Origin of the sequence: Embleya sp. NPDC059237, from assembly GCF_042754105.1 — a bacterium.
Taxonomy (GTDB): Bacteria; Actinomycetota; Actinomycetes; order Streptomycetales; family Streptomycetaceae; genus Embleya.
In genome coordinates this window covers 435458-455622 of the sequence record NZ_JBHZAE010000004.1, presented here as the reverse complement: position 1 = coordinate 455622, position 20165 = coordinate 435458, and the positions used below count along the sequence as shown (strand labels likewise).

19 protein-coding genes are annotated in these 20165 nt (G+C 72.6%); 7 read left to right on the top strand and 12 right to left on the bottom strand.

Features of this window, described 5'->3' with window-relative positions:
* Window positions 1–120 precede the first annotated feature (120 nt).
* The gene (locus ACFXKZ_RS16130; RefSeq protein ID WP_380000758.1) at window positions 121–2082 is read right to left on the bottom strand and encodes a histidine kinase; all 1962 of its coding nucleotides are present in this window, start codon (window positions 2080–2082) and stop codon (window positions 121–123) included.
* Between the two features lie 247 nt (window positions 2083–2329).
* Here ACFXKZ_RS16130 and ACFXKZ_RS16125 point away from each other — a divergent pair, with 247 nt between their 5' ends.
* On the top strand, window positions 2330–4465 hold the full coding sequence (locus ACFXKZ_RS16125) for an MMPL family transporter (RefSeq protein WP_380000756.1): 2136 nt from the start codon (window positions 2330–2332) through the stop codon (window positions 4463–4465).
* A gap of 46 nt (window positions 4466–4511) precedes the next feature.
* Here the strand turns inward: ACFXKZ_RS16125 and ACFXKZ_RS16120 are convergent, their stop codons facing one another.
* The 6 genes from ACFXKZ_RS16120 to ACFXKZ_RS16095 are packed head-to-tail and all read right to left on the bottom strand — an operon-like array spanning window position 4512 to window position 11089.
* Window positions 4512–5972 (bottom strand): ATP-binding protein, encoded by a 1461-nt coding sequence (locus tag ACFXKZ_RS16120; protein WP_380000754.1) that lies wholly within the window; start codon window positions 5970–5972, stop codon window positions 4512–4514.
* Between the two features lie 10 nt (window positions 5973–5982).
* Complete coding sequence (locus ACFXKZ_RS16115) at window positions 5983–6711, bottom strand: response regulator transcription factor (RefSeq protein WP_380000752.1); 729 nt, start codon at window positions 6709–6711, stop codon at window positions 5983–5985.
* On the bottom strand, window positions 6712–7518 hold the full coding sequence (locus ACFXKZ_RS16110) for a hypothetical protein (protein ID WP_380000750.1): 807 nt from the start codon (window positions 7516–7518) through the stop codon (window positions 6712–6714).
* Window positions 7519–7557: 39 nt separating this feature from the next.
* Window positions 7558–8778 (bottom strand): ABC transporter permease, encoded by a 1221-nt coding sequence (locus tag ACFXKZ_RS16105; protein ID WP_380000748.1) that lies wholly within the window; start codon window positions 8776–8778, stop codon window positions 7558–7560.
* Window positions 8775–9518, bottom strand: coding sequence for an ABC transporter ATP-binding protein (locus ACFXKZ_RS16100; protein WP_380000746.1), 744 nt, complete (start codon window positions 9516–9518; stop codon window positions 8775–8777). The genes ACFXKZ_RS16105 and ACFXKZ_RS16100 overlap by 4 nt, the downstream gene beginning before the upstream one ends.
* A 29-nt stretch (window positions 9519–9547) precedes the next feature.
* On the bottom strand, window positions 9548–11089 hold the full coding sequence (locus tag ACFXKZ_RS16095) for an efflux RND transporter periplasmic adaptor subunit (RefSeq protein ID WP_380000744.1): 1542 nt from the start codon (window positions 11087–11089) through the stop codon (window positions 9548–9550).
* A gap of 269 nt (window positions 11090–11358) precedes the next feature.
* Here ACFXKZ_RS16095 and ACFXKZ_RS16090 point away from each other — a divergent pair, with 269 nt between their 5' ends.
* Complete coding sequence (locus ACFXKZ_RS16090) at window positions 11359–11946, top strand: hypothetical protein (protein WP_380000742.1); 588 nt, start codon at window positions 11359–11361, stop codon at window positions 11944–11946.
* A gap of 48 nt (window positions 11947–11994) precedes the next feature.
* Here ACFXKZ_RS16090 and ACFXKZ_RS16085 read toward each other — a convergent pair whose 3' ends face one another.
* The gene (locus ACFXKZ_RS16085) at window positions 11995–13140 is read right to left on the bottom strand and encodes an epoxide hydrolase family protein (RefSeq protein ID WP_380000740.1); all 1146 of its coding nucleotides are present in this window, start codon (window positions 13138–13140) and stop codon (window positions 11995–11997) included.
* A gap of 256 nt (window positions 13141–13396) precedes the next feature.
* On the opposite strand from ACFXKZ_RS16085, the gene ACFXKZ_RS16080 reads away from it, so the two are divergent.
* From ACFXKZ_RS16080 to ACFXKZ_RS16065, 4 genes are all read left to right on the top strand, one after another.
* Complete coding sequence (locus ACFXKZ_RS16080; RefSeq protein ID WP_380000739.1) at window positions 13397–14008, top strand: hypothetical protein; 612 nt, start codon at window positions 13397–13399, stop codon at window positions 14006–14008.
* A gap of 68 nt (window positions 14009–14076) precedes the next feature.
* Window positions 14077–14592 carry a pyridoxamine 5'-phosphate oxidase family protein gene (locus ACFXKZ_RS16075; RefSeq protein WP_380000736.1) on the top strand — a complete coding sequence of 172 codons (516 nt, stop codon included), beginning with the start codon at window positions 14077–14079 and terminating at the stop codon, window positions 14590–14592.
* Window positions 14593–14710: 118 nt separating this feature from the next.
* Entirely contained in the window at window positions 14711–15268 is a 558-nt protein-coding gene (locus ACFXKZ_RS16070; protein WP_380000734.1) for a TetR/AcrR family transcriptional regulator, read from the top strand.
* 71 nt (window positions 15269–15339) lie between these two features.
* Entirely contained in the window at window positions 15340–16905 is a 1566-nt protein-coding gene (locus ACFXKZ_RS16065; protein WP_380000732.1) for an MFS transporter, read from the top strand.
* A 39-nt stretch (window positions 16906–16944) separates the two neighbouring features.
* On the opposite strand, the gene ACFXKZ_RS16060 is transcribed toward ACFXKZ_RS16065, so the two are convergent.
* From ACFXKZ_RS16060 to ACFXKZ_RS16050, 3 genes are all read right to left on the bottom strand, one after another.
* Window positions 16945–17421 carry a GNAT family N-acetyltransferase gene (locus ACFXKZ_RS16060; protein WP_380000730.1) on the bottom strand — a complete coding sequence of 159 codons (477 nt, stop codon included), beginning with the start codon at window positions 17419–17421 and terminating at the stop codon, window positions 16945–16947.
* Window positions 17422–17510: 89 nt separating this feature from the next.
* The gene (locus ACFXKZ_RS16055; protein ID WP_380000728.1) at window positions 17511–17918 is read right to left on the bottom strand and encodes a VOC family protein; all 408 of its coding nucleotides are present in this window, start codon (window positions 17916–17918) and stop codon (window positions 17511–17513) included.
* Between the two features lie 137 nt (window positions 17919–18055).
* On the bottom strand, window positions 18056–18913 hold the full coding sequence (locus ACFXKZ_RS16050; RefSeq protein ID WP_380000726.1) for a helix-turn-helix domain-containing protein: 858 nt from the start codon (window positions 18911–18913) through the stop codon (window positions 18056–18058).
* 75 nt (window positions 18914–18988) lie between these two features.
* Between ACFXKZ_RS16050 and ACFXKZ_RS16045 the strand changes: the two genes are divergently transcribed.
* Window positions 18989–19441, top strand: coding sequence for an RpiB/LacA/LacB family sugar-phosphate isomerase (locus tag ACFXKZ_RS16045; RefSeq protein WP_380000724.1), 453 nt, complete (start codon window positions 18989–18991; stop codon window positions 19439–19441).
* On the opposite strand, the gene ACFXKZ_RS16040 is transcribed toward ACFXKZ_RS16045, so the two are convergent.
* On the bottom strand, window positions 19407–20153 hold the full coding sequence (locus ACFXKZ_RS16040; protein ID WP_380000722.1) for an HAD family hydrolase: 747 nt from the start codon (window positions 20151–20153) through the stop codon (window positions 19407–19409). The genes ACFXKZ_RS16045 and ACFXKZ_RS16040 overlap by 35 nt on opposite strands.
* Between the last annotated feature and the right edge of the window lie 12 nt (window positions 20154–20165).

The following is a 20165-nucleotide window of genomic DNA, read 5'->3' as shown; positions in this document are numbered from 1 at the left end:
GCCCATGCAGTGATACCCCATCCCACCACGGGTGGACGACAACGGGCTGCCGAACTGTGGGTGCGGTTCCGTCGATTCCGCCACATCCGCCGTTGTCGTGGGGGTTCGCGCGCCCGCGCATCACCCGCGCACGGGCTCCGTCGGCTCCTCGCCGGGTACGCGTCCGGGCGTCCGGCCCGGTATTCGCGCGGCCAGTCGAAAGCCCCCGTCGACCACCCCGGCGGACAACGTGCCCCCCTCGGCCGCCAGTCTGCGACCGAGCGAGCCCAGCCCCATGCCCGCCGCGGTCGGCGCCGGACCCACCGGGGCGCGGACCCCGTCGTTGGTCAGCACCAACACCACCTCGCCGCACGGGTCCACCGCCGCGGTGATCGCACACCGCCTCGCGTCGCTGTGCCGCAGCACGTTGGTGGTGCCCTCGCGCAACACGGTGGCCAGCGCGGTGTCCACGCCGACCGGCAACGCGCCGACCTCGATCGAGACCTCCACCGCCATCCCGGCCGCCGCCAGCACGTCGCGGGCGGAGCGCGCCTCCACGGCCAGCGACATCCCGCGATACCCGCCCGCGACCGTGCCCACGTCCGCCAGCGCCTGCCGGGCCATGGTCAGCCCCTGGGCGACCCGCTCCGCCGCCGACTCCGGGTCCCGATCGGCCAGCCGCAGCGCCAGCTGACTCTCCAACACCAGCGCGGACAGGCTGAATCCGAGCAGGTCGTGCAGATCGTGCCCGAACCGCAGCCGCTCCCGGGCCACCCGCACGGCCGCCAATTCGGCGCGCGCCGCGTTCAGCGCCCGCGCCACGTCGGCCATCCGCACCAGCCCGTACACCAGCGCGGCCCGCTCCAGGATCCACACCACGTGGTAGACGTGGTCGAGCGCGGTCGGACTCCACGTCCCGAAGTACAGGTCGTGGCAGGCGAACCCGATCACCGCGAGCACCCGCCACGGCCCGCGCAGCAGCACAAGCGCGATGCCGGCCAGGAACAACCCGAGCGACCACGTCTTCGCGTCGAACACCACCAGCGGGACGTACGCGAGCGCGACCTGCGCCGCGAACGTCCACCGCCACCCCCGAGGCCGACCGGCCGCGGCCGGCGTGCAGTTGCGGATGTACAGCGCGACGAAGCCGGCGAGCAGCAGCAGGAACAGCGCCTGCCGCGCGGGGGAGTAGTGGCTCGCCGCCAACATCCGCACCGGCAGCGGCACCACGATCAGCACCAGGATCACCACCCGCAGCACCGACACCGCCCGCGGCGTCGGCTCGACCGCGATGGCCGGCGGCGGCGTGCCCGCGACGCTCTTGTGCGCGTGCGCGTAGGCGCGCACCTCGGTCATCGCGCCCCGGGCCTCGGCCAGCGCCTCGGTCAGCGCCGCCCGGGCCCGCTCCGGACACTCGCGCAGCTCGGCGACCAGCGCCTCGCCGCGCTCGACGATGCGGGTCAGACTCGCCCCGACCCCGTCGGTCAGGTGCCGGGTGAAGCGCAGCCGCTCGCGGGCCACCTCGGCGTCGGCGAGCGCGGTGCGCGTCGCGGCCAGCGCGGCCACCAGATCGGTGAGCCCGGCCAGCGCGTACACCGCGAGCCCGACCAGCGCGGCCTGGCCGAAGACCAGGTACAGCGCCTCGACCACGGTGGGCCGCACCGCGAGACCCACCGGCACCTGTACGGCCACCACCGCCGCGAACCCGACCCAGCCCGCCCACGCGGGCCGGAGCAGCAGCAGCGCGGCGCCGGCCAGGAAGCCCGGGTTGCCGTACCAGGTGTCGTGGAACCAGGTCATCGGCAGATAGGTGAGCACCGCCTGCGCGCCCAGCGTCCACACCCAACCGCGCGGCCGGGAGCCGTCGGCCGGCCGTACGCAGTTGCGCATGTGCAGGGCGACCAGGGTGAGCAGCATGGCCAGCGCGGCGCCCTTGGCCGTCGTGGACAGCCGGGTCGACTGGACCAGGCCGACGAAGCCGCCGAAGAAGAAGCCGCAGGTCACGGTCGCGACCACGACGCGCGCGAGCAGCGGCGCCCACGCGGCGTCGTCCCGGGGACCGGCGGCGATCCGCGGCACGCTGCGACGACCCCTCGACGCCATGACTCTCCCGTGCTGACAACCGGTGCGCTCTACGGACGCGATGTCGGGCCGCCCGTACACCCGGCCGCTCCCGCAACGGCAGGGCAAACCGTACCGACCGGACATCCGACCGTCACCCCGGGGCCCGGTTCCACCGCCGATCACGCGGCGTCACCCGCACGGATCACCCCGCCGGCGGGGCCGACCGGCCCGTTCGATGGTGACGAGAGGTGATCGGGATCCGGCACGAGCAGGAAGCGAGGCGCCCATGTTCGCGGCCCTGGGCGGATTTGTCGTACGCAGGCCCTGGTGGGTCATCCTCGCGTGGGTGATCGCCGCCGGTGTGGTGATCGGTCTGGCGCCGAAGCTGACCTCCTCCACCGACGAGAAGAGCTTCCTCCCCAAGTCCTACGAGTCGGTCCGCGCGTCCGACCTGCGCGAGCGGGCGTTCCCGCAGCAGGAGAACGTGGGCGCGGTGATCGTCTTCCAGCGGGCCGACGGCAAGCCGCTGATCCCGGCGGACAGCGCCGTGGTGGCGCGGGTCTCCACCGCGGTGGAGGCGCGGAAGATCAAGGACGTACTGGGGGTCACGCCCGGCCAGGTCTCGCCGAACGGGCTGGTGCAGACCGCGATGGTGGCCATGCCGGAGGTCAAGGACCCCAACGACGAGACCCCGCAGGACGCGGTCGAGGCGATGCGCAAGGAGGTCAAGGCACAGGTCGCCGGGACCGACCTGACCGCCGGGATCACCGGCTCCGCCGCGCAGGCGCTGGACGAACGGGACTCGTCCGAGACCGCCGGAACCCTGGTCGCGGTGGGCACGATCGTGATCATCGTGCTGCTGTTGCTGATCATCTTCCGCAGCCCGATCATCGCGCTGCTTCCGGTGGTGATCATCGGACTGATCTCGCCGATGGCCACCGGACTGATCGCGTCGGCCAACAAGGTCTTCGACATGAAGGCCGACAGCTCGATCGAACAGTTGCTCACCGTGGTGCTGTTCGGCGTCGGTACCGACTACGTGCTGTTCCTGCTGTTCCGCTATCGCGAGGTGCTGCGCGAGGGGGTCGACCCGAAGAACGGCATGGTGCGCGCGGTCTCCCGGGTGGGCGAGGCGATCGCCTCCGCCGCGGCGGCGGTGATCGTCGCGTTCGCCGCGCTGACCCTGTCCACCCTGGGCATGTTGCGCTCGATGGGGCCGGCGCTCGCGATCGCCGTGTTCGTGACGCTGCTGGCCGGACTGACCCTGGTGCCGGCCGTGGTCTCGCTGCTCGGCACGCGCGTGTTCTGGCCGTCCAAGTCCTGGCGGGTGGCCCCGCACGGCACCGGCTTCGCCCGACTCGGGCGCGGCATCGGCCGGCGGCCGGTGGTGTTCGCGGTGGCCTCCGCGCTGGTGATGGGGGTGCTCGCGATCGGCGCGCTGGGTTACAAGGCCAACTTCGACCTCGCCGGCTCCTCGCTGCCGTCGGACAAGGAGTCGGTCAAGGCGATGAAGAGCCTGGAGAAGGGCTTCCCGCCGGGGACCACCGACCCGACCGAGGTCTACCTCGAGTCCACCACCGGCCGGCCGCTGACCCCGCAGGAGCGGGCCGCCTTCGAGGCGGAGCTGCGCGGGGTGAAGGGAGTCGGCTCGGTGGCCGAGCCGGTGCTCACCCCCGACCTGGCGACCGCGTTCTACTCGGTGGTGCTGTCCGACTCGCCGGCCACCGACGCGGCGCTGTCCACGGTGAAGGACCGGCTGCGGCCGACCATGCACCGGGCCGCGCCGGAGGGCACCGAGGCGCTGGTGGGCGGGATCACCGCGGTCTATGTGGACATCAACCGCGCGGTGGACCGGGACTACTCGGTGGTCTTCCCGGTCGCGGCGGTGTGCATCATGATCATCCTGGGACTGCTGCTGCGCAGCCTGGTCGCGCCGTGGTACCTGATGGCCTCGGTGGCGCTCGGATTCGGCGCCACCCTCGGGGCGACCTCGGTGTTGTTCCAAAAGATCGGGGACCAGCCCGGGCTGATGTTCATGCTGCCGGTGATCATGTATCTGTTCGTGGTCGCGCTGGGCACCGACTACAACATCCTGATGGTGTCCCGACTGCGCGAGGAGGCCCGAGAGGGGCACAACCCGCACGACGCGGCGGCCGTGGCGGTCAAGCACTCCGGGCCCACCATCGCCGCCGCCGGCGTGATCCTGGCGGGCACCTTCGCCACGCTGATGCTGGCGGGCAACTCGACGCTGTCCCAGATGGGCTTCGCGCTCTCCAGCGGGATCGCGATCGCGGCCTTCATCATGGCGCTGATCTTCACGCCGAGCCTGACCGCGCTGATCGGCCATACGGCGTGGTGGCCGGGGCACGGGGACACCAAGCCGGCGGGGGAGAAGGAGCGGGCGAGCGCGCCGGTGGGCTGAGGGGCCGGGTGGGGCGGGACGGGCGTGCGGGGCGCCCCTCCGGGTCTCAGGGCAGCAGCACCCGGAACGCCGCGCCCTCGCCCGGGGCGGTGCGTACCTCTACCCGGCCGCCGTGTGCGTTCACCAGGGCGGCGACGATGGCCAAGCCGAGGCCGGAACCGCCGCCGGCGGCGCGGCTGCGCGAGGAGTCGACCCGGTAGAAACGCTCGAACACCCGCTGGGCGTGTGCCGGGGTCAGGCCGGGGCCGGCGTCGGCGACCTCGAGGGCCGCGCACCGTTCCGGCGGCCCGGTCCGGCCCACCGCGATCCGGATCGTGGTCCCGGCCGGGGTGTGGGTCAGTGCGTTGGAGACCAGGTTGGCCACCACCTGGCGCAGCCGGGACTCGTCGCCGAAGACCGTCACCGGATGCGCCGGGCCGCCGTCCAGGCCGGTCAGCGTCACCGCGCGGTCCGGGGCCAGGGTCTTGATGTCGTGCACCGCGTCGGCGGCCAGGATGCGCAGGTCCACCGGTTCGTTGCACAGCGGTCGCTGCTCGTCCAGGCGCGCCAGTTGCAGCAGGTCCTCGACCAGGCCGCCCATCCGGATCGCCTCGTCCTCGATGCGGCGCATCGTGCGGGCCACCTCGGCAGGATCGGTGAGCGCGCCCATCCGGTACAACTCGGCGAAGCCCCGCACGCTGGCCAGCGGGGTGCGCAACTCGTGCCCGGCGTCGGCGACGAACCGGCGCATCCGGGTCTCCGACTCGGCGCGGGCCGCGAACGCGGTCTCGATCTGCGCCAGCATGCCGTTGATCGACGTGGACAACCGGCCGATCTCGGTGCCGGGCGCGGGTACCGGGACCCGGTGGGACAGGTCGCCCGCCGCGATCGCCGCCGCCGTCTCCTCGATCCGGCGCAGCGGACGCAGCCCGCCGCGCAGCGCGAACCAGCCGGCCGCGGCCAGTACGGTCAGGCAGGTCAGGCCGATCAGCAGGCACACCGTGCGCATGCGGTCGACCGCCGCCCGGACGTCGTTCAGCGGCTGGGCCAGCACCACGCTGCCCTCGCCGCCCGCCGTCGGCACCGCGAGCACCCGCCAGCGGGTGTCGCCGGACACCGAGTCGGTCTCGAACGGATGCCGGCCAAGGGCCGTCACGGTGACCGTGTCCAGGCGGGGCAGCCGCGGGCCCAACTCCTCCTCGGCGCCGGGCGAGCGCACCCGTTGGCGGGTGGTGCCGTCGGGGTTCAGGTACTCGGCCACGATCCGGCTCGGCAACACGCCGAATGCCCGTCCACGACCGCCGGGCGGCGGCCCGTTGCCGCGCGGCTCGCCGGGGGGTTCGGGCGGGCGGTACGCCATCCCCCGTGCGGCCTGGTGCAGTTGCCGGTCCACCTGGTCGGTGAGGTAGCCGCGCAGCGAGCCCACCACGACGGTCTGGCTGACCAGCAGGGCGACGGCGACCAGGGTCATCGCGATGACCAGCACGCGGATGCGCAGCGACGATCGGCTCGGGTGCGGGAGGCGCATCCCGGCGCCGTCAGGCCGACGGCTGCGGGCGTCGCAGCACGTATCCGACCCCGCGCACGGTGTGGATCAACTTGCCGCCGCCGACGTCGAGTTCGATCTTGCGGCGCAGGTAGCTGATGTACGACTCGACGATGCTCAGATCGCCGCCGAAGTCGTACTGCCAGACGTGGTCCAGGATCTGCGTCTTGGACACCACGCGGCCGGTGTTGAGCATCAGGTAGCGCAGCAGCTTGAACTCGGTGGGCGACAACGACACCGGCCGTCCGCCGCGCAGCACCTCGTGGCCGTCCGGGTCGAGTTCGAGATCGGCGACCACGATCCGGTTGGAGGACGTCGGCACCCCCTCGCCGCCGTGCACCCGGCGCAGCACCGCGTGGATCCGGGCGATCAACTCCTCGAGGCTGAACGGCTTGGTGACGTAGTCGTCCCCGCCCAGGGTCAATCCGGTGATCTTGTCCTTCGTGGTGTCCTTCGCGGTCAGGAACAACACCGGCAGCCGGGTGCCGTCGGCGCGCAGTCGGCGGACCACCTCGAAGCCGTCCAGGTCGGGGAGCATCACGTCGAGCACGACCAGGTTCGGCCGACACCGCGCGACGGCGGCCAGCGCGTCGGCGCCGTCGGCCGCCGAGTCGACCTCGAATCCGGCGAAACGCAGGCTTGCGGAGAGCAGTTCGCGGATGTTCGGCTCGTCGTCGACGACGAGCAGGCGGGTGCGGGCGCCCTCGGCGGGCGTGGCCATCTAGCCCGCCCCGCCGGTCGCGCCGGCGGTGCCGCCCGCGCCGGCCGCCGTGCCCGGGTTGCCCGCGCCGCCGCGACCGAGGGCAGTGGTGCCCTGGGCGACGGAGGTCGCGGTCACCGCGCCGTCGGCGCCGGTCGCGCCGCGCACCACGACGGTGTCGCCCGGCTTCAGGTCGACGGTGCGCCCGTCGCGGGTCACCTGGATCTTCGTTCCGGCGTCGGTCTTCACCTTCACGATGTTGCCGGCCGAATCTGAGACGTAGATGAAAGAGTCGTCGACGACCTTCACCGTCCCGGTGGTCAGGTCCGAGCCGGAGCCGGAGCCGGAGCCCGCGCCGGACGTGGTGCCGCCGGCCGGGCGGGCGCCCGGTTGGGTGCCGCTGCCGCCGGCGGTGCGGGTGGTGAAGGGGTTCGCGCCCTGCTGCGCTGCGCTCTGCCCGGTGCCGCCGCCCGCGTGGTCCTTCTGTACCTCGACGCCGGCCAGGAAGCCGGCGGACAGGAGCACACCCGCGCCCAGGGCCAGGGTCAGTGCGGGCAGGCGGCGGCGGGGCGGCGCGGCCAACTCGTCGGCGACGTCGCGGGCGGCGGGCGGTCGGGCGAGGATGTCCTCCGGCGACTCGTCCGGCGCCTCGGCGGCGGCCGGTTCGGTGTGGAAGCCGCCGACGAAGCCGGGCGGCTCGGGATCCGTGGGCTCGTGCGTGGTCTCGTGGGCGGGAGATCCGGGCATGCCGGGGTCGGGCGCCGGCTCTCCCGGTGCGGGGTCGAGTGGGCGGGTGTCGTGCGGGTCGAGGCCGGGCTTCGGCGTCATGGTCGGGATTCTCCTCCGGAACGGCGGTGGGTGGTCGGGCTATTCGTGCCGCAGTGCTTCGATCGGCCGCAGCGCGGCGGCGCGCGCGGCCGGGTAGCCGCCGAAGAACAGGCCGATGGCGACCGACACGGCGAACGAGCCGACCACCGAACTCGGCACCACGACAGGCGTGATCCCGACCACCTCGAAGCGGGCCGCGAACAGCCCGGCGGCCACACCGAGGCCGCCGCCGATCACCGACAACAGCGTGGACTCGGCGAGGAATTGGCCCAGGATCGCCCCGCGCGGCGCGCCGATCGCCTTGCGGATGCCGATTTCGCGGGTGCGTTCGGCGACCGTCACCAGCATGATGTTGGTGATGCCGATCCCGCCGACCAGGAGCGAGATCGCGGCCACCGCGGCGAGCAGCACGGTGAACGTCTTGTTGGTCTCGTCGTTGGCGCTCAGCAACGACTGCTGGTTGGTGATCCGGAAGTCGCTCTGTGTCGAATCGGTGATCCGGTGCCGGTTGTTCAGGATCGAGGTGACCTCGTCCTGGGCGAGCGTGGTGTCGTCGGAGGAGGTGGCCTGTACGGCGATCGCGGACAACGAACCGTAGCCGGTCAGGCTGTCGCGCATGGTGGTCACCGGCAGCACGATGGTGTCGTCGGAGTCGGTCGCGCCGTTGCCGCCCTTGGTGCGCAGGACGCCCGCGACGCGGAACGGCACGCCGCCGACCAGGATTTCCTTGTCGATCGGGTTCTCCGTGCCGAACACGTTCTCCACCGTGGTGCTGCCGAGTATCGCCACCCTGCGCCGGGAGTTCACGTCGTCGGCGCCGAACAGCGCGCCCTGTCCCAGGTCGTGGTTGGTGGTGGCGAACCAGTCCGGCGTGGTGCCGACGATCTGGGACACGGTGACCGATTGGCCGGCGTAGGTGACGCTCTGGGACGTGGTCTGCACCGGGGCGGCCGACTTCACATGCGGGGCCAGGGTCTGGTCGACCAGGGCCCGGGCGTCGTCGGGGGTGAGGTCCTTGAGCGTGCCGCCCTGTCCGGCCGCGCCGAATCGGCCGCCGCCCGCGGTGTGCGAGACGGTGAGCAGGTTGGTGCCGAGGCGCTGGATGGAGGCCTGTACCGACTTGGACGAGCCGTTGCCGACGGCCACGAGCAGGATCACCGCGCCGACCCCGATCAGTACGCCGAGCATGGTCAGCGCGGTCCGGATCTTGTTCGCGGCCAGGCCCAGGACGGCGAATCGGAGCACTTCGACGGGGTTCACCGGCGGGGACCTTCCACGAGCGGACCGGCCGCGACGGGCTCGGAGGCGGTCGGCGCGGATGCGGGGGAGCGCTGCCGATCGGATACCACCAGGCCGTCGACCAGGCGCAGGACCCGTTCGGCGCGGGCGGCGACTTCGTCCTCGTGAGTGATGATCACGATCGTGCGGCCGGCCTCGTGCAGCCGGTCCAGGATGCCCAGTACCTCGCGGGTGCTGTGGCTGTCCAGGTTGCCCGTGGGCTCGTCGGCGAGCAGCAGCGCCGGGGCGGTGACCAGGGCCCGGGCCAGCGCGACACGTTGCTGCTGGCCGCCGGAGAGTTCGTTGGGTGCGTGGTCGGTGCGGTCGGACAGGCCGACCAGGTCGAGCGCGGCACGGGCGCGGCGGCGGCGTTCCCGGGCGCGCACCCCCGCGTAGGAGAGCGGGAGTTCGACCTGGGCGAGCGCGGTGGTGCGCGGGATCAGGTTGAACGATTGGAAGACGAAGCCGATGCGGCGGTTGCGGACCAGGGCGAGTTGGTGCTCGTCGAGCCGACCGACGTCGAGGCCGTCGAGCAGGTAGCGGCCCGAGGACGGGATGTCCAGGCAGCCCAGGACATTCATCAGGGTGGACTTGCCCGAGCCCGAACTGCCCATGATGGCCACGTATTCGCCGACCTCGATGGTCAGGTCGACGCCGCGCAGCGCCTGCACGGCGGCGGCGCCGTGGCCGTACGACTTGGTCACCGCTCGGACGTCGATCACGGGCGCGGGGCGGCCCGCGTGCGGCCCGCTCACCGTGAGCCGCCGCGCGGGAAGCCGCCGCCGGTCGCGCCGCCGTTGCCACCGCCGGGGAAGACCGCGCCGCCGCCCGGGATTGCGCCGCCGCCGGTGCCGCCGCGGGTGGATTGGCCGGAGCGGCCCGACGTGGAGCCGGTGCCGGCGGCGACGGTGCCGATCACGATCTCGTCGCCCTCGGCCAGGCCGGAGAGGACCTGCGTGGTCTGGTCGCCCACCACGCCGATGGTCACCGTGCGGCGCTGTTCGACGCCGTCGACGAGGACGCGTACCGAGGCGCCGGAGCCGCCCGTGCCGCCGGGGCCGCTCGTGCCGCCGCCGGTCACGGCCGCCGAGGGCACCTGGAGCGCGTTGTCCGCCTGGGCGACGATCACCGAGATGTTCGCGGTCTGGCCGGTGCGCAGCGTGGACACGTCGCCCTGGAGCGCGATGGTGGCGCCGTACTTGACCGAACCGGCCGACCCGCCGCTGTCCGGGAGCGGATTGACGCTCACCACCTTGGCGTTCAGCCGGATCGCGGAGTTCACGTTGAGGGTGACCGTGGCCGGCTGTCCCGCCTTGACCTTGGCCGCGTCGGCCTCCGAGAAGGACACCCGGCTCTCCATGCCGGTCGGATTCGCGAGCACCACGAATCCGCTCGCCGTGCTGTTCGAGGCCGCGGACGAGCCGCCCTGGCCGCCGGAACCGCCGGAACCGCCCGAGCCGGTGGAAGCGCCGGAACCGCCCGAGCCGCCGGCGGAGACGTTGTCGCCGACCTTGCCCGACACCGAGGCCACCACGCCGTCGGAGGGGGCGATCAGGGTGCAGCCGTCCAGGGCCCGTTGCGCGTCGGCGACCTTGTTGTTCGCGGTGACCAGGGCCGATTCGGCCTGGGTGACCGCGGCGGCGTCCACCGTCGTGCTCGGCGACGGGGTGGCCGTCGCGGTTTTGGTGACGGTGACGGTGACGGTCGGGTGCGGCTGGGCGACAGGGGTGGACGCGGACCCGGGCGGCGCCGTCGTGGGCGTGGCGGCGGGCACATCGCGGGAGGCGGTACCGCCGGTGCCGCCGCGTACGGCCGTGTTCTCGATGCCGGAACTCTGGTTGCCACTGCCCTGGTTGCCGCCACCACCGCCGTTGCTGCCGCCTCCGTTGCCGCCCCCGACCGGGGTGCCCGCGCGGGCCTTGGTCAGATTTGCCTGGGCCACGCTCACGGCCGACTTCGCCGCGTCCAGCGCCTCCTGGGCCTGGGCCGGATCGATCCGGGCCAGCACCTGGCCGGCGGTGACCCGGTCGCCCACCTTGACCGCGACCGCGGTGACCTTGCCCGCGGCGGTGAAGGCCACCCCCGTGTCGGAGGGCGAACTCAACGACCCGGACGCGGACACCGTGGCCATCACCGTGCCCTTGGTGACCTTGCCCGTACGCACCCGGCCGGCGCGCGTCGATCCGCCCCCGTCGTCCACCGCCGCGTAGGCGAAGCCGGCGCCGGTGACCAACGCGGCGGCCAGGGTCAGGTTGAGCAGGACCGACTTGCGTCGTAGTCGTACACGCCTCATGGCGGCCAAGCCTGAACCGGACACGTACCCGAAGGCTGTCGGCCGTCTGGGAATTGGCCGGCAACGCGACAGCGGATCGAGGCCGTGAGCCGGGCGCGTATCGGTTGAAAGTACTGTGATCGCGACAAGTCGTCCGCCCGATGGGGTCCGGGCTCCCAGCGAACTCCCAGGCGGCGCGCGGACAACCACCATCCCGCCGTGCTTGAGTCCGGGGCGGATGGGTGGTGCGCCGTCCGGCGGCCGTTCCCGAGTCGCGTGGGAAGGACGTCATGACGAGGTACCCGGGTCGACCGGCGTGGACCACGGCGGTGGTGCCGGTCGCCGCCTCGGCACTCGTGTTGCTGCTGGCCGGATGTGGTGGGGGGAACGGCGGCAAGAGCACGAGAGTCGCGGGTCCGTCGAGCGCGCCGAGCGCCGGTGCCGACGCCACGAAGGCGTACACCGACTGTCTGCGCGCGAACGGGGTCACGGTGCCGACCGGACGGCCGGGTGGGGGAGCCCGCCCGTCGGGTCGGCCCGATGGCACCGCCCGCCCATCCGATCGCCCGAGCCGCCCGGCCGGCGAACGCCCCTCGGGCTTCCCCGGCCGCCCACGCGCGACCGATCCCGCGCTCCGCAAGGCCGAGGAAACCTGCGCGACGCTGCGCCCCACCCGCACCCCGGGCAGCCGAGGCACAGCCGCCCCGAACGACTCCGGCATCCGGGCATTCGCAAGCTGCCTCCACGACCACAGGGTCGACCTGCCCCCGGGCGGCCCGTCGGCCCTCGACCGCACGGATCCCGCGGTCGCCGAAGCCCTGAAGATCTGCGAGGCACTCCTGCCGACGACACACCCGAGCCCGGCGACTTCGTCGTAGCCGACCCGGACGACGCGGCCCGATCCACCAGGATCCGCCGGACAGGACCTAGCGCAGCAGGCGGAAGAAGCGGCGGATCTCCTCCACGAACAGCTGCGGTTGTTCGAAGGCGGCGAAGTGGCCGCCTCGGGGAAGCTCGTTCCAGTAGCGCAGGTCGCGGAAGCGGTTGGCCGCCCAGCGGCGCGAAGCGCGGATGATCTCGTGCGGGAAGACCGAGCATCCGGTCGGCACGTCGACCGCGGCCAGGTCGGGATCGCGATAGCTCTCCCAATACAGGCGGGCGGAGGACGTGGCGGTGCCGGTCAACCAGTACAGCATCACGTTGTCGAGCATGTGGTCGCGCGGCAGCGCGTTCTCCGGGTGCCCGTCGCAGTCGGTCCACTGCCGGAACTTCTCCACGATCCAGGCGAGTTGGCCCACCGGGGAATCGGTCAGGCCGTAGCCGAGGGTCTGCGGCCGGGTGGACTGGATCTTGCTGTAGCCGGAGTCCCATTCGGAGTGCGTGGCCAGGTCGGCCAGCGCCTGGCGCTCCTCGGGCGTCGGGTCTTGCATCGCCTCGGCGTCCGGCATCGCCACCGGCATGTTCAGGTGGATCCCGAGCACGTGCTCCGGGTCCTGGCGACCGAGTGACGCGGTGATCATCGATCCCCAGTCGCCGCCCTGCGCGCCGTAGCGCTCGTAGCCCAGGTCGGCCATCAGCCGCGCCCAGGTCCGGGCGATCCGGTCGACCCCCCACCCGGTTTCGGTCGGCCGATCGCTGAAGCCATATCCGGGCAGCGAGGGCAGCACCACGTGGAACGCGTCCGCCGCGTCCCCGCCGTGGGCGACGGGATCGGTCAACGGGCCGATCACGTCCAGGAATTCGATGACCGAACCGGGCCAGCCGTGGGTCAGGATCAGCGGTATCGCGTCCGGGTACGGCGAGCGCACATGCAGGAAGTGGATGCCCACACCGTCGAGTTCGGCCCTGAACTGTGGATGGGCGTTCAACCTCGCCTCGGTCTTGCGCCAGTCGTACGTGGTGCGCCAGTACTCGGCCAACTCCCGCGTGTACCCGAGCGGAATGCCCTGCGACCAGTCGGCCACGGGCTCCGCCTCGGGCCATCGGGTGCGCGCCAGGCGCTCCCGCAGATCGACCAGCTCGGCCTCGGGTATCTCGATCCGGAACGGCGTGAGGTGCGACGGGGTGGTCATCGGCCGGCAACTCCATCCATGTGGACGTCAGGGCGAATCTCCGGGGCGGGTCTCCAGGGCGGTACTCAACCCGAACACCCGAGCGCATACCAGAGCGGGCCGCCCCCGTTCGGCCCGAATCTCGAACACCGCCGGCGCCGCGTCCGCACCGTCCTCCGTATGGGTGAAGTCAGGCCCCGACGCGCCCGATCGGCTTTCGTCGGGGCCGCCGAAGTCGCCAGGTTGGTGATTTCGTCCCGCTCCCGGAAGGCCCCTGATGAACCGTCACCTCCGCGGCGGAGTCGGCGTCGTCGCCGCTCTCCTGTCCGCCTGCTCACTCGCCGCCGGCGCCCCCGTGGCCGCCGACGCCCGGCCCCCGCTGCCCCAGCCGAAGGCGTCCGCCAACGCCGAGTTGCCGCCCTGGCCGGTGCCCGTCGACAGCGCGCAGCGCGGGGCCGACGTGGGGCTGGCCCTGGACACGATGGAGGGCGCGAAGCAGCACTTCCACGTGCATCTGGACATCTTCGTCGGCCTGGAGCGCGTCGAGGTCGCCCCCGAGCTGGGCATCGACCACAGGTCCGGACTGCTGGCCGACCTGCACACCCACGACAACAGCGGCGTCCTGCACGTGGAGAGCCACGACGCGAACGCCCGCTTCGTCCTGGGGCAGTTGTTCGCGATGTGGAACGTCAGGTTCGACGACACCCACCTGGGCGCGCTCACCCCTGATGCCACGCACACCTACCGCACCTACCTCAACGGCGAGTTGGTGACCGGCGATCCGGCCCGGATCGAGCTGCGTCCGCACGACCAGATCTCGGTGATGTTCCAGGGCGATCAGGTGCGGATCAAGCCGCCGGCCTCGTACGACTTCCCGATGGGCCTTTAGGGTCGCGCTCGTTCACGACAGTATGGGGGTGGGTGTCGGGCCGTTACGAGGAGACAGGGGTTGCCGCCATGACCGATCTGGAAACCGCGGCCCCGGCCTTCGTCGCCATGGCCCACTCGATCGTGTGGGCCTCGATCGCCACCGTGGACAGCGCCGGCCGCCCCCGCACCCGGATCCTGCACCCCTACTGGGTGTGGGAACACGGTCGGCTCACCGGTTGGGTGGCCACCGCGCCGACCGCGACCAAGCGCGCGCACATCGCCCGCAACCCGTTCGTGTCCTGCAACTACTGGTCGCCCACGCACGACACGTGCGCCGCCGAATGCCGCGCGGACCTGCTCTTCGACGAGGAGGTCCGCGAGCGGGTGTGGCACCTGTTTCGGGACACTCCGGAGCCGCTGGGCTACGACCCGGCCGGGGTGCCCGGGTGGGAGAAGCCCTCCTCGCCCGACTTCGCGGTGATGCGCCTGTCGCCGTGGCGGCTGCGGGTGTTTCCGGGCGCCGGACGGGGGGCCGGGCTCGGCAGCGCGGTGCTGACCTGGCAGGAGCCCCGCCCGGAGCTGACCCCACAGGGCGCGGGCTGACCCGACGCCACGACGCGCCGCCCGACGCCACGGCGTGCCCCTGACGCCATGGCATGCCGCCTGAGTCCGTCGCGTAATTCCTGAGACAGAGTTGTCTCATCTGGGCTAGAGTTGATCCATGCCCACCGACAACGAGCAGGTGCTGCGCGCCGCCGTCACCCTGCTGCTCCGGCGCCCCGCCTCGTCCATGGACGAGATCGCCCGCGCCGCCGGGATCAGCCGGGCCACGCTGCACCGGATGTTCCCCGGCCGCCCGGCGCTGATCACCGCGCTCGGCGCGGAGGCATCCGCCCGGATCGGGCGCGCGATCGACACCGCCGACCTGAGCGCCGACGACGTACCGCGGGCGCTGCGCGACCTGGTCGAGCAGCTGATGCCCTGCGCCGACTACCTGGCGTTCCTGTACGGCGAGAGCTCGCTGGTCGGTGACCCGGACCTGGAGCGGGCCTGGAGCGTGATGGACGAGCAGGTGGCCGCCGTGGTCCGGCGCGGCCAGGAGAACGGCTCGATGCGGGTCGACCTGACCGCGCAGTGGGTCACCGAGGCGCTGTTCTCCTTCGTCGCCGCCGCCGGCTGGGCCGTGCACGAGGGCCGACTCGCCGGCCGCGACGCGGCCCGCTCGGTCACCGAACTCCTGCTCGGCGGCGCCCGGCGCACCCCGGGCAAGCCCGACTGACCCCCCGGGGCGACGCGACACCCGATCCCTCGCCCCACCCCTGGTTCCATCTCTTTTTTGGACTTTCGATCATGGCAGCTCCCACTTCCTCGGTTCCTGCTCATACCGGCACCGGCAACCCCGCCAAGGGTGCGCCGGGCCGCTGGATCGCGCTCGGCGTACTGACCCTGTCGGTACTGCTCGTGGCGATCGACGCCACCGTGCTCGGCCTGGCCATCCCCTTCCTCAGCGAGGACTTGGAGCCGACCGGCACCCAGCTGTTGTGGATCGGCGACGTCTACTCCTTCGTCATCGCCGGTCTGCTGGTCACCGCCGGCACCCTCGGCGACCGGATCGGCCGCAAGAAGCTGCTGCTCTTCGGCTCGGCCGCGTTCGGCGCGCTGTCCGTGGCCGCCGCCTACGCGCCCAGCGCCGAGGCGCTGATCGCGGCCCGGGTCGCGATGGGCGTCGCCGGCGCGTCGCTGATGCCCTCCACCCTCGCCCTGGTCCGCAACATCTTCCCCGACGCGCGCGAGCGCAGCTTCGCGATCGGCGTGTGGGGCGCGATGTCGATGGCCGGCGCCGCGTTCGGCCCGGTCGTCGGCGGCTTCCTGCTCGAACACTTCTGGTGGGGCTCGGTCTTCCTGATCAACCTGCCGGTGATGGCCGTACTGATCGTCGTCGGCGTCAAGATGCTCCCCGAGTCGCGCAACCCGAACCCGGGTCCGTGGGACATGCTCAGCGCCGCACTGTCCCTGATCGGCATGATCGCGACCGTATACGCGGTCAAGGAGGCCGCGACTCACGGCCTGTTTCGCCCCGACGTGTGGGCGGCGCTCGCGATCGGGGTGGGCGCGCTGGTGTGGTTCGGCCGCCGGCAGTTGTCGCTGCCGGTTCCACTGCTCGACATGCGCCTGTTCCGCAACCGGGCGTTCTCCGGATCGGTACTGGCCGACCTGCTCACCGTGCTCGGCATGTCCGGGTTGATCTTCTTCCTGTCCCAGTTCCTCCAACTGGTCCAGGGGCGCAGCCCGTTGCAGGCGGGCCTGGCCGAGCTGCCGGCCACCGTCGGGGCGATCGTGTCGGGTCTGCTCGCGGGCGCGGCGGCCCGCCGGCTCACCCCGCGCGTGGTGGTGACGTCGGGCCTGACCGCGATCGGACTGGCCCTGGGCGCGCTCACCGTGCTCGCCGAGGACACGCCGTACCTCTACCTGGGCGGCGTGCTGCTCCTGGTCGGTGTCGGCGCGGGTTTCTCGTTCACGGTCACCGCCGACCTGATCCTGGGCAGCGCGCCGAAGGAGAACGCGGGCGCGGCCTCGGCGGTCTCGGAGACCGCGTACGAACTGGGCGCGGCGCTGGGCATCGCGCTGCTCGGCTCGGTGGTCACCGGGATCTACCGGGGCCATCTGACGGTGCCGGAGGGGGTGTCCGGCTCGGCAGCCGACGGTGCGCGCGAGTCGCTCGCGGGCGCCGCCGAGGCGGCCGACACGGTGTCCGGGCAGGTCGCCGCCGACCTCACCCACTCGGCGAACGACGCGTTCCTTGAGGGACTGCGGATCGCGGCCGGCGCGGGCGCGGTGGTGCTGCTGGCCGCCGCCGTCGCGGCCTGGTTCATGCTGCGCGGCGCGCAGACCGCCGGGTCCGACGTGGAGCACTGACGACCGGTCCGCCGGCGGGGTCGCCCCCGCCGGCGGACCTCAGAGCGCCTTCGCGAAGCACATGCTGCTCGGGTAGTCCTTGTAGTAGCCGAACCCGGGTATGCGCTCGTATCCGGAGGACCGGTACAGCGCGATCGCCTCGGGCTGCTTCGCTCCGGTTTCCAGGACCACCCGCAGCCGGCCCGCCGCGCGGGCGGTCTCCTCCAGGTGCGCGAGGATCACTCGGGACAGACCGCGCCCGCGGGCATGCGGCACCACGTACATCCGCTTGAGCTCGGCGTCGCCGTCGTTCAGGCTCGGATCCTCCGGCGACGCGCCGCGGGCCCGCCAGCCCCCGCAGGCGATCGGGGCGCCGTTGTCGTACGCCACGCAGAACAGGCCCTGGGGCGGCAAAAATTCGGCCGGGTCGACCGCCGTCTCGTCGGGGTCGCCGTAGCGGTGCACGTACTCCTGCTGCACATCCGCCACCAGCTTGCGCACATCGGGGTGGTCGTACCCCAGAGTCTCGATCTCCACGGAATGACGCTAGCCCGTGGGGATGACGCGATCATCGGCGGGCCCGGGCCCGGGCCCGGTCGCGCACCGGCCCGCCGACGCACGCGGGCTCAGACCTTCGGGCGGTAGCTGCCGAAGCTCCAGAGGTTGCCCTCGGGGTCGCGGACGGTGTAGTCGCGACCGCCGTAGTCCTGGTCCGTCGGCTCCAGCACCACGGTCGCGCCCGCCGCCACCGCCCGCGCGCAGTGCGCGTCCACGTCGCCGTCGATCACGCCATAGAGCGCGGAGCCGCCGACGGGCCACCGCAGCAACGCTTCGGACCCCTCCGGCGGGTTGCTGCCGAGCATCACCATGGCGTTGCCGAACGTCAGTTCGGCGTGTGCGACGGTGTCGTCGTCGCCCGGGACCACCATGACCGCGGTCATCCCGAACGCCTCCCGGAGAAAGGTGATCGCCGCCGTCGCGTCGTTGTAGCGCAGGGTCGGGACGAGGTCGGCGATCAGCGTGTTGTCGCTCATGGTGCGCTCCTTGCGGCCGGGTGTGGCGGCCTGTTCCGGTGGGTCCGGCGGGTGCCGGGTGGGTCGAGACCAGCCTCCCGCGGGTGACCCTTCGCGGTATTGGACAAACGGGAACGAGCGCCGTCGGCCGGCGCGGGTCAGGCCGCGAAGCCGCCGGTGGGCAGCCGGGAGCCCAGGTGGGCACCGGGCGTGCAGCCCGCGAGCACCTTGAAATCACGATTGAAGTGCGCCTGGTCGTAGTAGCCGGCCTCCGCCGCGACCTCCGCCCACGAGCGCGGCGTCCCCTCCAGCAGCGCGATCGCGTGCCGGAAGCGCAACACCCGGGCCACCTTCTTGGGCGGCAGGCCGACGGTCTCCCGAAAGCGGGCGCCGAGCCGGCGCCGGCTCCATCCGATCTCCCGGGCCAGCGTGGTGACGTCGATCCGACCGGCGCTCGCCGTCAGCAGGTCCCAGGAGCGGATCACCTCGGGCAGCGGCTCGGGGCCGATCGCCAGGCGGCGGAGCAGGATCTCGTCGAGGTGGGTGAAGCGGGTCGACCAGTCGGGCGCGGACATCAGCCGGTCGACCAGCGCGTCGCCGTCCCACCCGGGCAGGTCGTCGAGGTGCACCACCCGGTCGGCGATCTCGGCGAGCGGCAGGCCGAGCAGCGTATAGGCGCCCAGCGGAGTCAGGTCGAGTTGGATGCCGGCCTGTCGGCCGTCGTGCTCGACGAGCGTGGGCCCGTCGTGCAGCCCGGCCACGAACGAGCGGGTGGTGCCCGGCGTGGCCGGCCCCGCGTGCGGGGAGTGGACCCGGATCGGCACGAATCCGATGATCACGGTGATCGAACCGGTGGCCGGCTCGCGGCGGCGCAGCGGCGCGTGGGTGTGCTCGTCGTAGCCGAGGTAGGCGCCGAACAGGGGCGCGAGCGCGGGATGCGCGGGCGCGGACACGGTCGCGATGGACCCGAGCGCTGAGGTGTGTCGGGTCACGTGCAGAGTGTCCGTGGGGACCATGCTGTCCAGTCTCACACCCGGTGCCGACACGGTGCCGACCAGCGACCAGACGAAGCACCGACCAGGGAGTATTCGATGCGCATCGCGATCTCGGCCGACCAGATCAAGGGCTGCGGCCTGTACCTCGCCGACGAACTGCGCAAGCGTGGCCACGAAGTGTTGCCGTTCGGCGCCTTCGACCCGGCGCACACGCCCGAGTTCGCCGACGACTGGGCGCCGGTGAGCGCCGCGGCCGCGCGCGAGGTGGCGGCGGGGCGGGCCGATCAGGCGATCGTGTGTTGCTGGACCGGTACCGGTGCGTCGATCGCGGCGAACAAGGTGGACGGGATTCGGGCGGCGCTGTGCTCGGACGCGGAGACGGCGGCCGGCGCGCGGCGCTGGAACCACGCGAACGTACTGGCGCTGAGCATGCGGCTGACCTCGGGGCCGGTGTTGATGGAGATCCTGGACGCGTGGTTCGCGACCGCGCCGAGCCGCGAGGTCGCGGATGTGCTCAACGTGGAGCACGTGGCGGAGATCCGCCGCTGAGCGTGGGCCGGTCGGCGGCGGTGCGATCGAGGTGGTCGGGCAGCTCGGCGAAGTGCCCGATCACCCCGATCGCGGCGGCCAGGCCCGGCGGGCGCCCGGTCGGCGCGATCAACACGGCGCGCATCCCGTACACGTGCGGCGCGGTGGCGTCCTTGCTCGGGGTGTTGCCGACGAACATGATCGCCTCGCGCGGGACGCCGCAGGCGCGTTCGACCTCGGCATAGAAGTCCGGGTGCGGCTTGCGCAGGCCGATCGCGCAGGAGAGTACGACGGCGTCGAAGCAGTCCTCGATGCCCGCCGCGGCCAGGGTGCGCCGGCGTACCGACTCGGGTCGCTGGGTGTCGCACGCGAGGACGCAGACCAGGTCGCCGCGGGCCCGGATGCGCAGCAGCGCCTCGGCGGCCCGGCGGATCACCCGGGAGTCGGGGACCCGCTCGAAGACCGGTTCGAGGGCCGCCTCGGGGTCCGGGACGCGCGCCCCGCACAACCGGGCGGCCCAGTGGATCTCGGTGGCGAAGGAGGTGTGTGTGTCCCGGACCCGGTCGCCCTCGCGGGTGATCCGGTGCACGTGGTCGTAGGCGGCCACGAAGGTGTCCGGGACGTGTGTGCCCGGCAACTCGCGCAGCACCTCCAGGACGACGCGGCCGTCGGGGTTGGGCCCGGGGATCGCCAGGGTGTCCCCGAAGTCGACGGCCAGCGCGCGTACGTTCATGCCCGGCCGGTC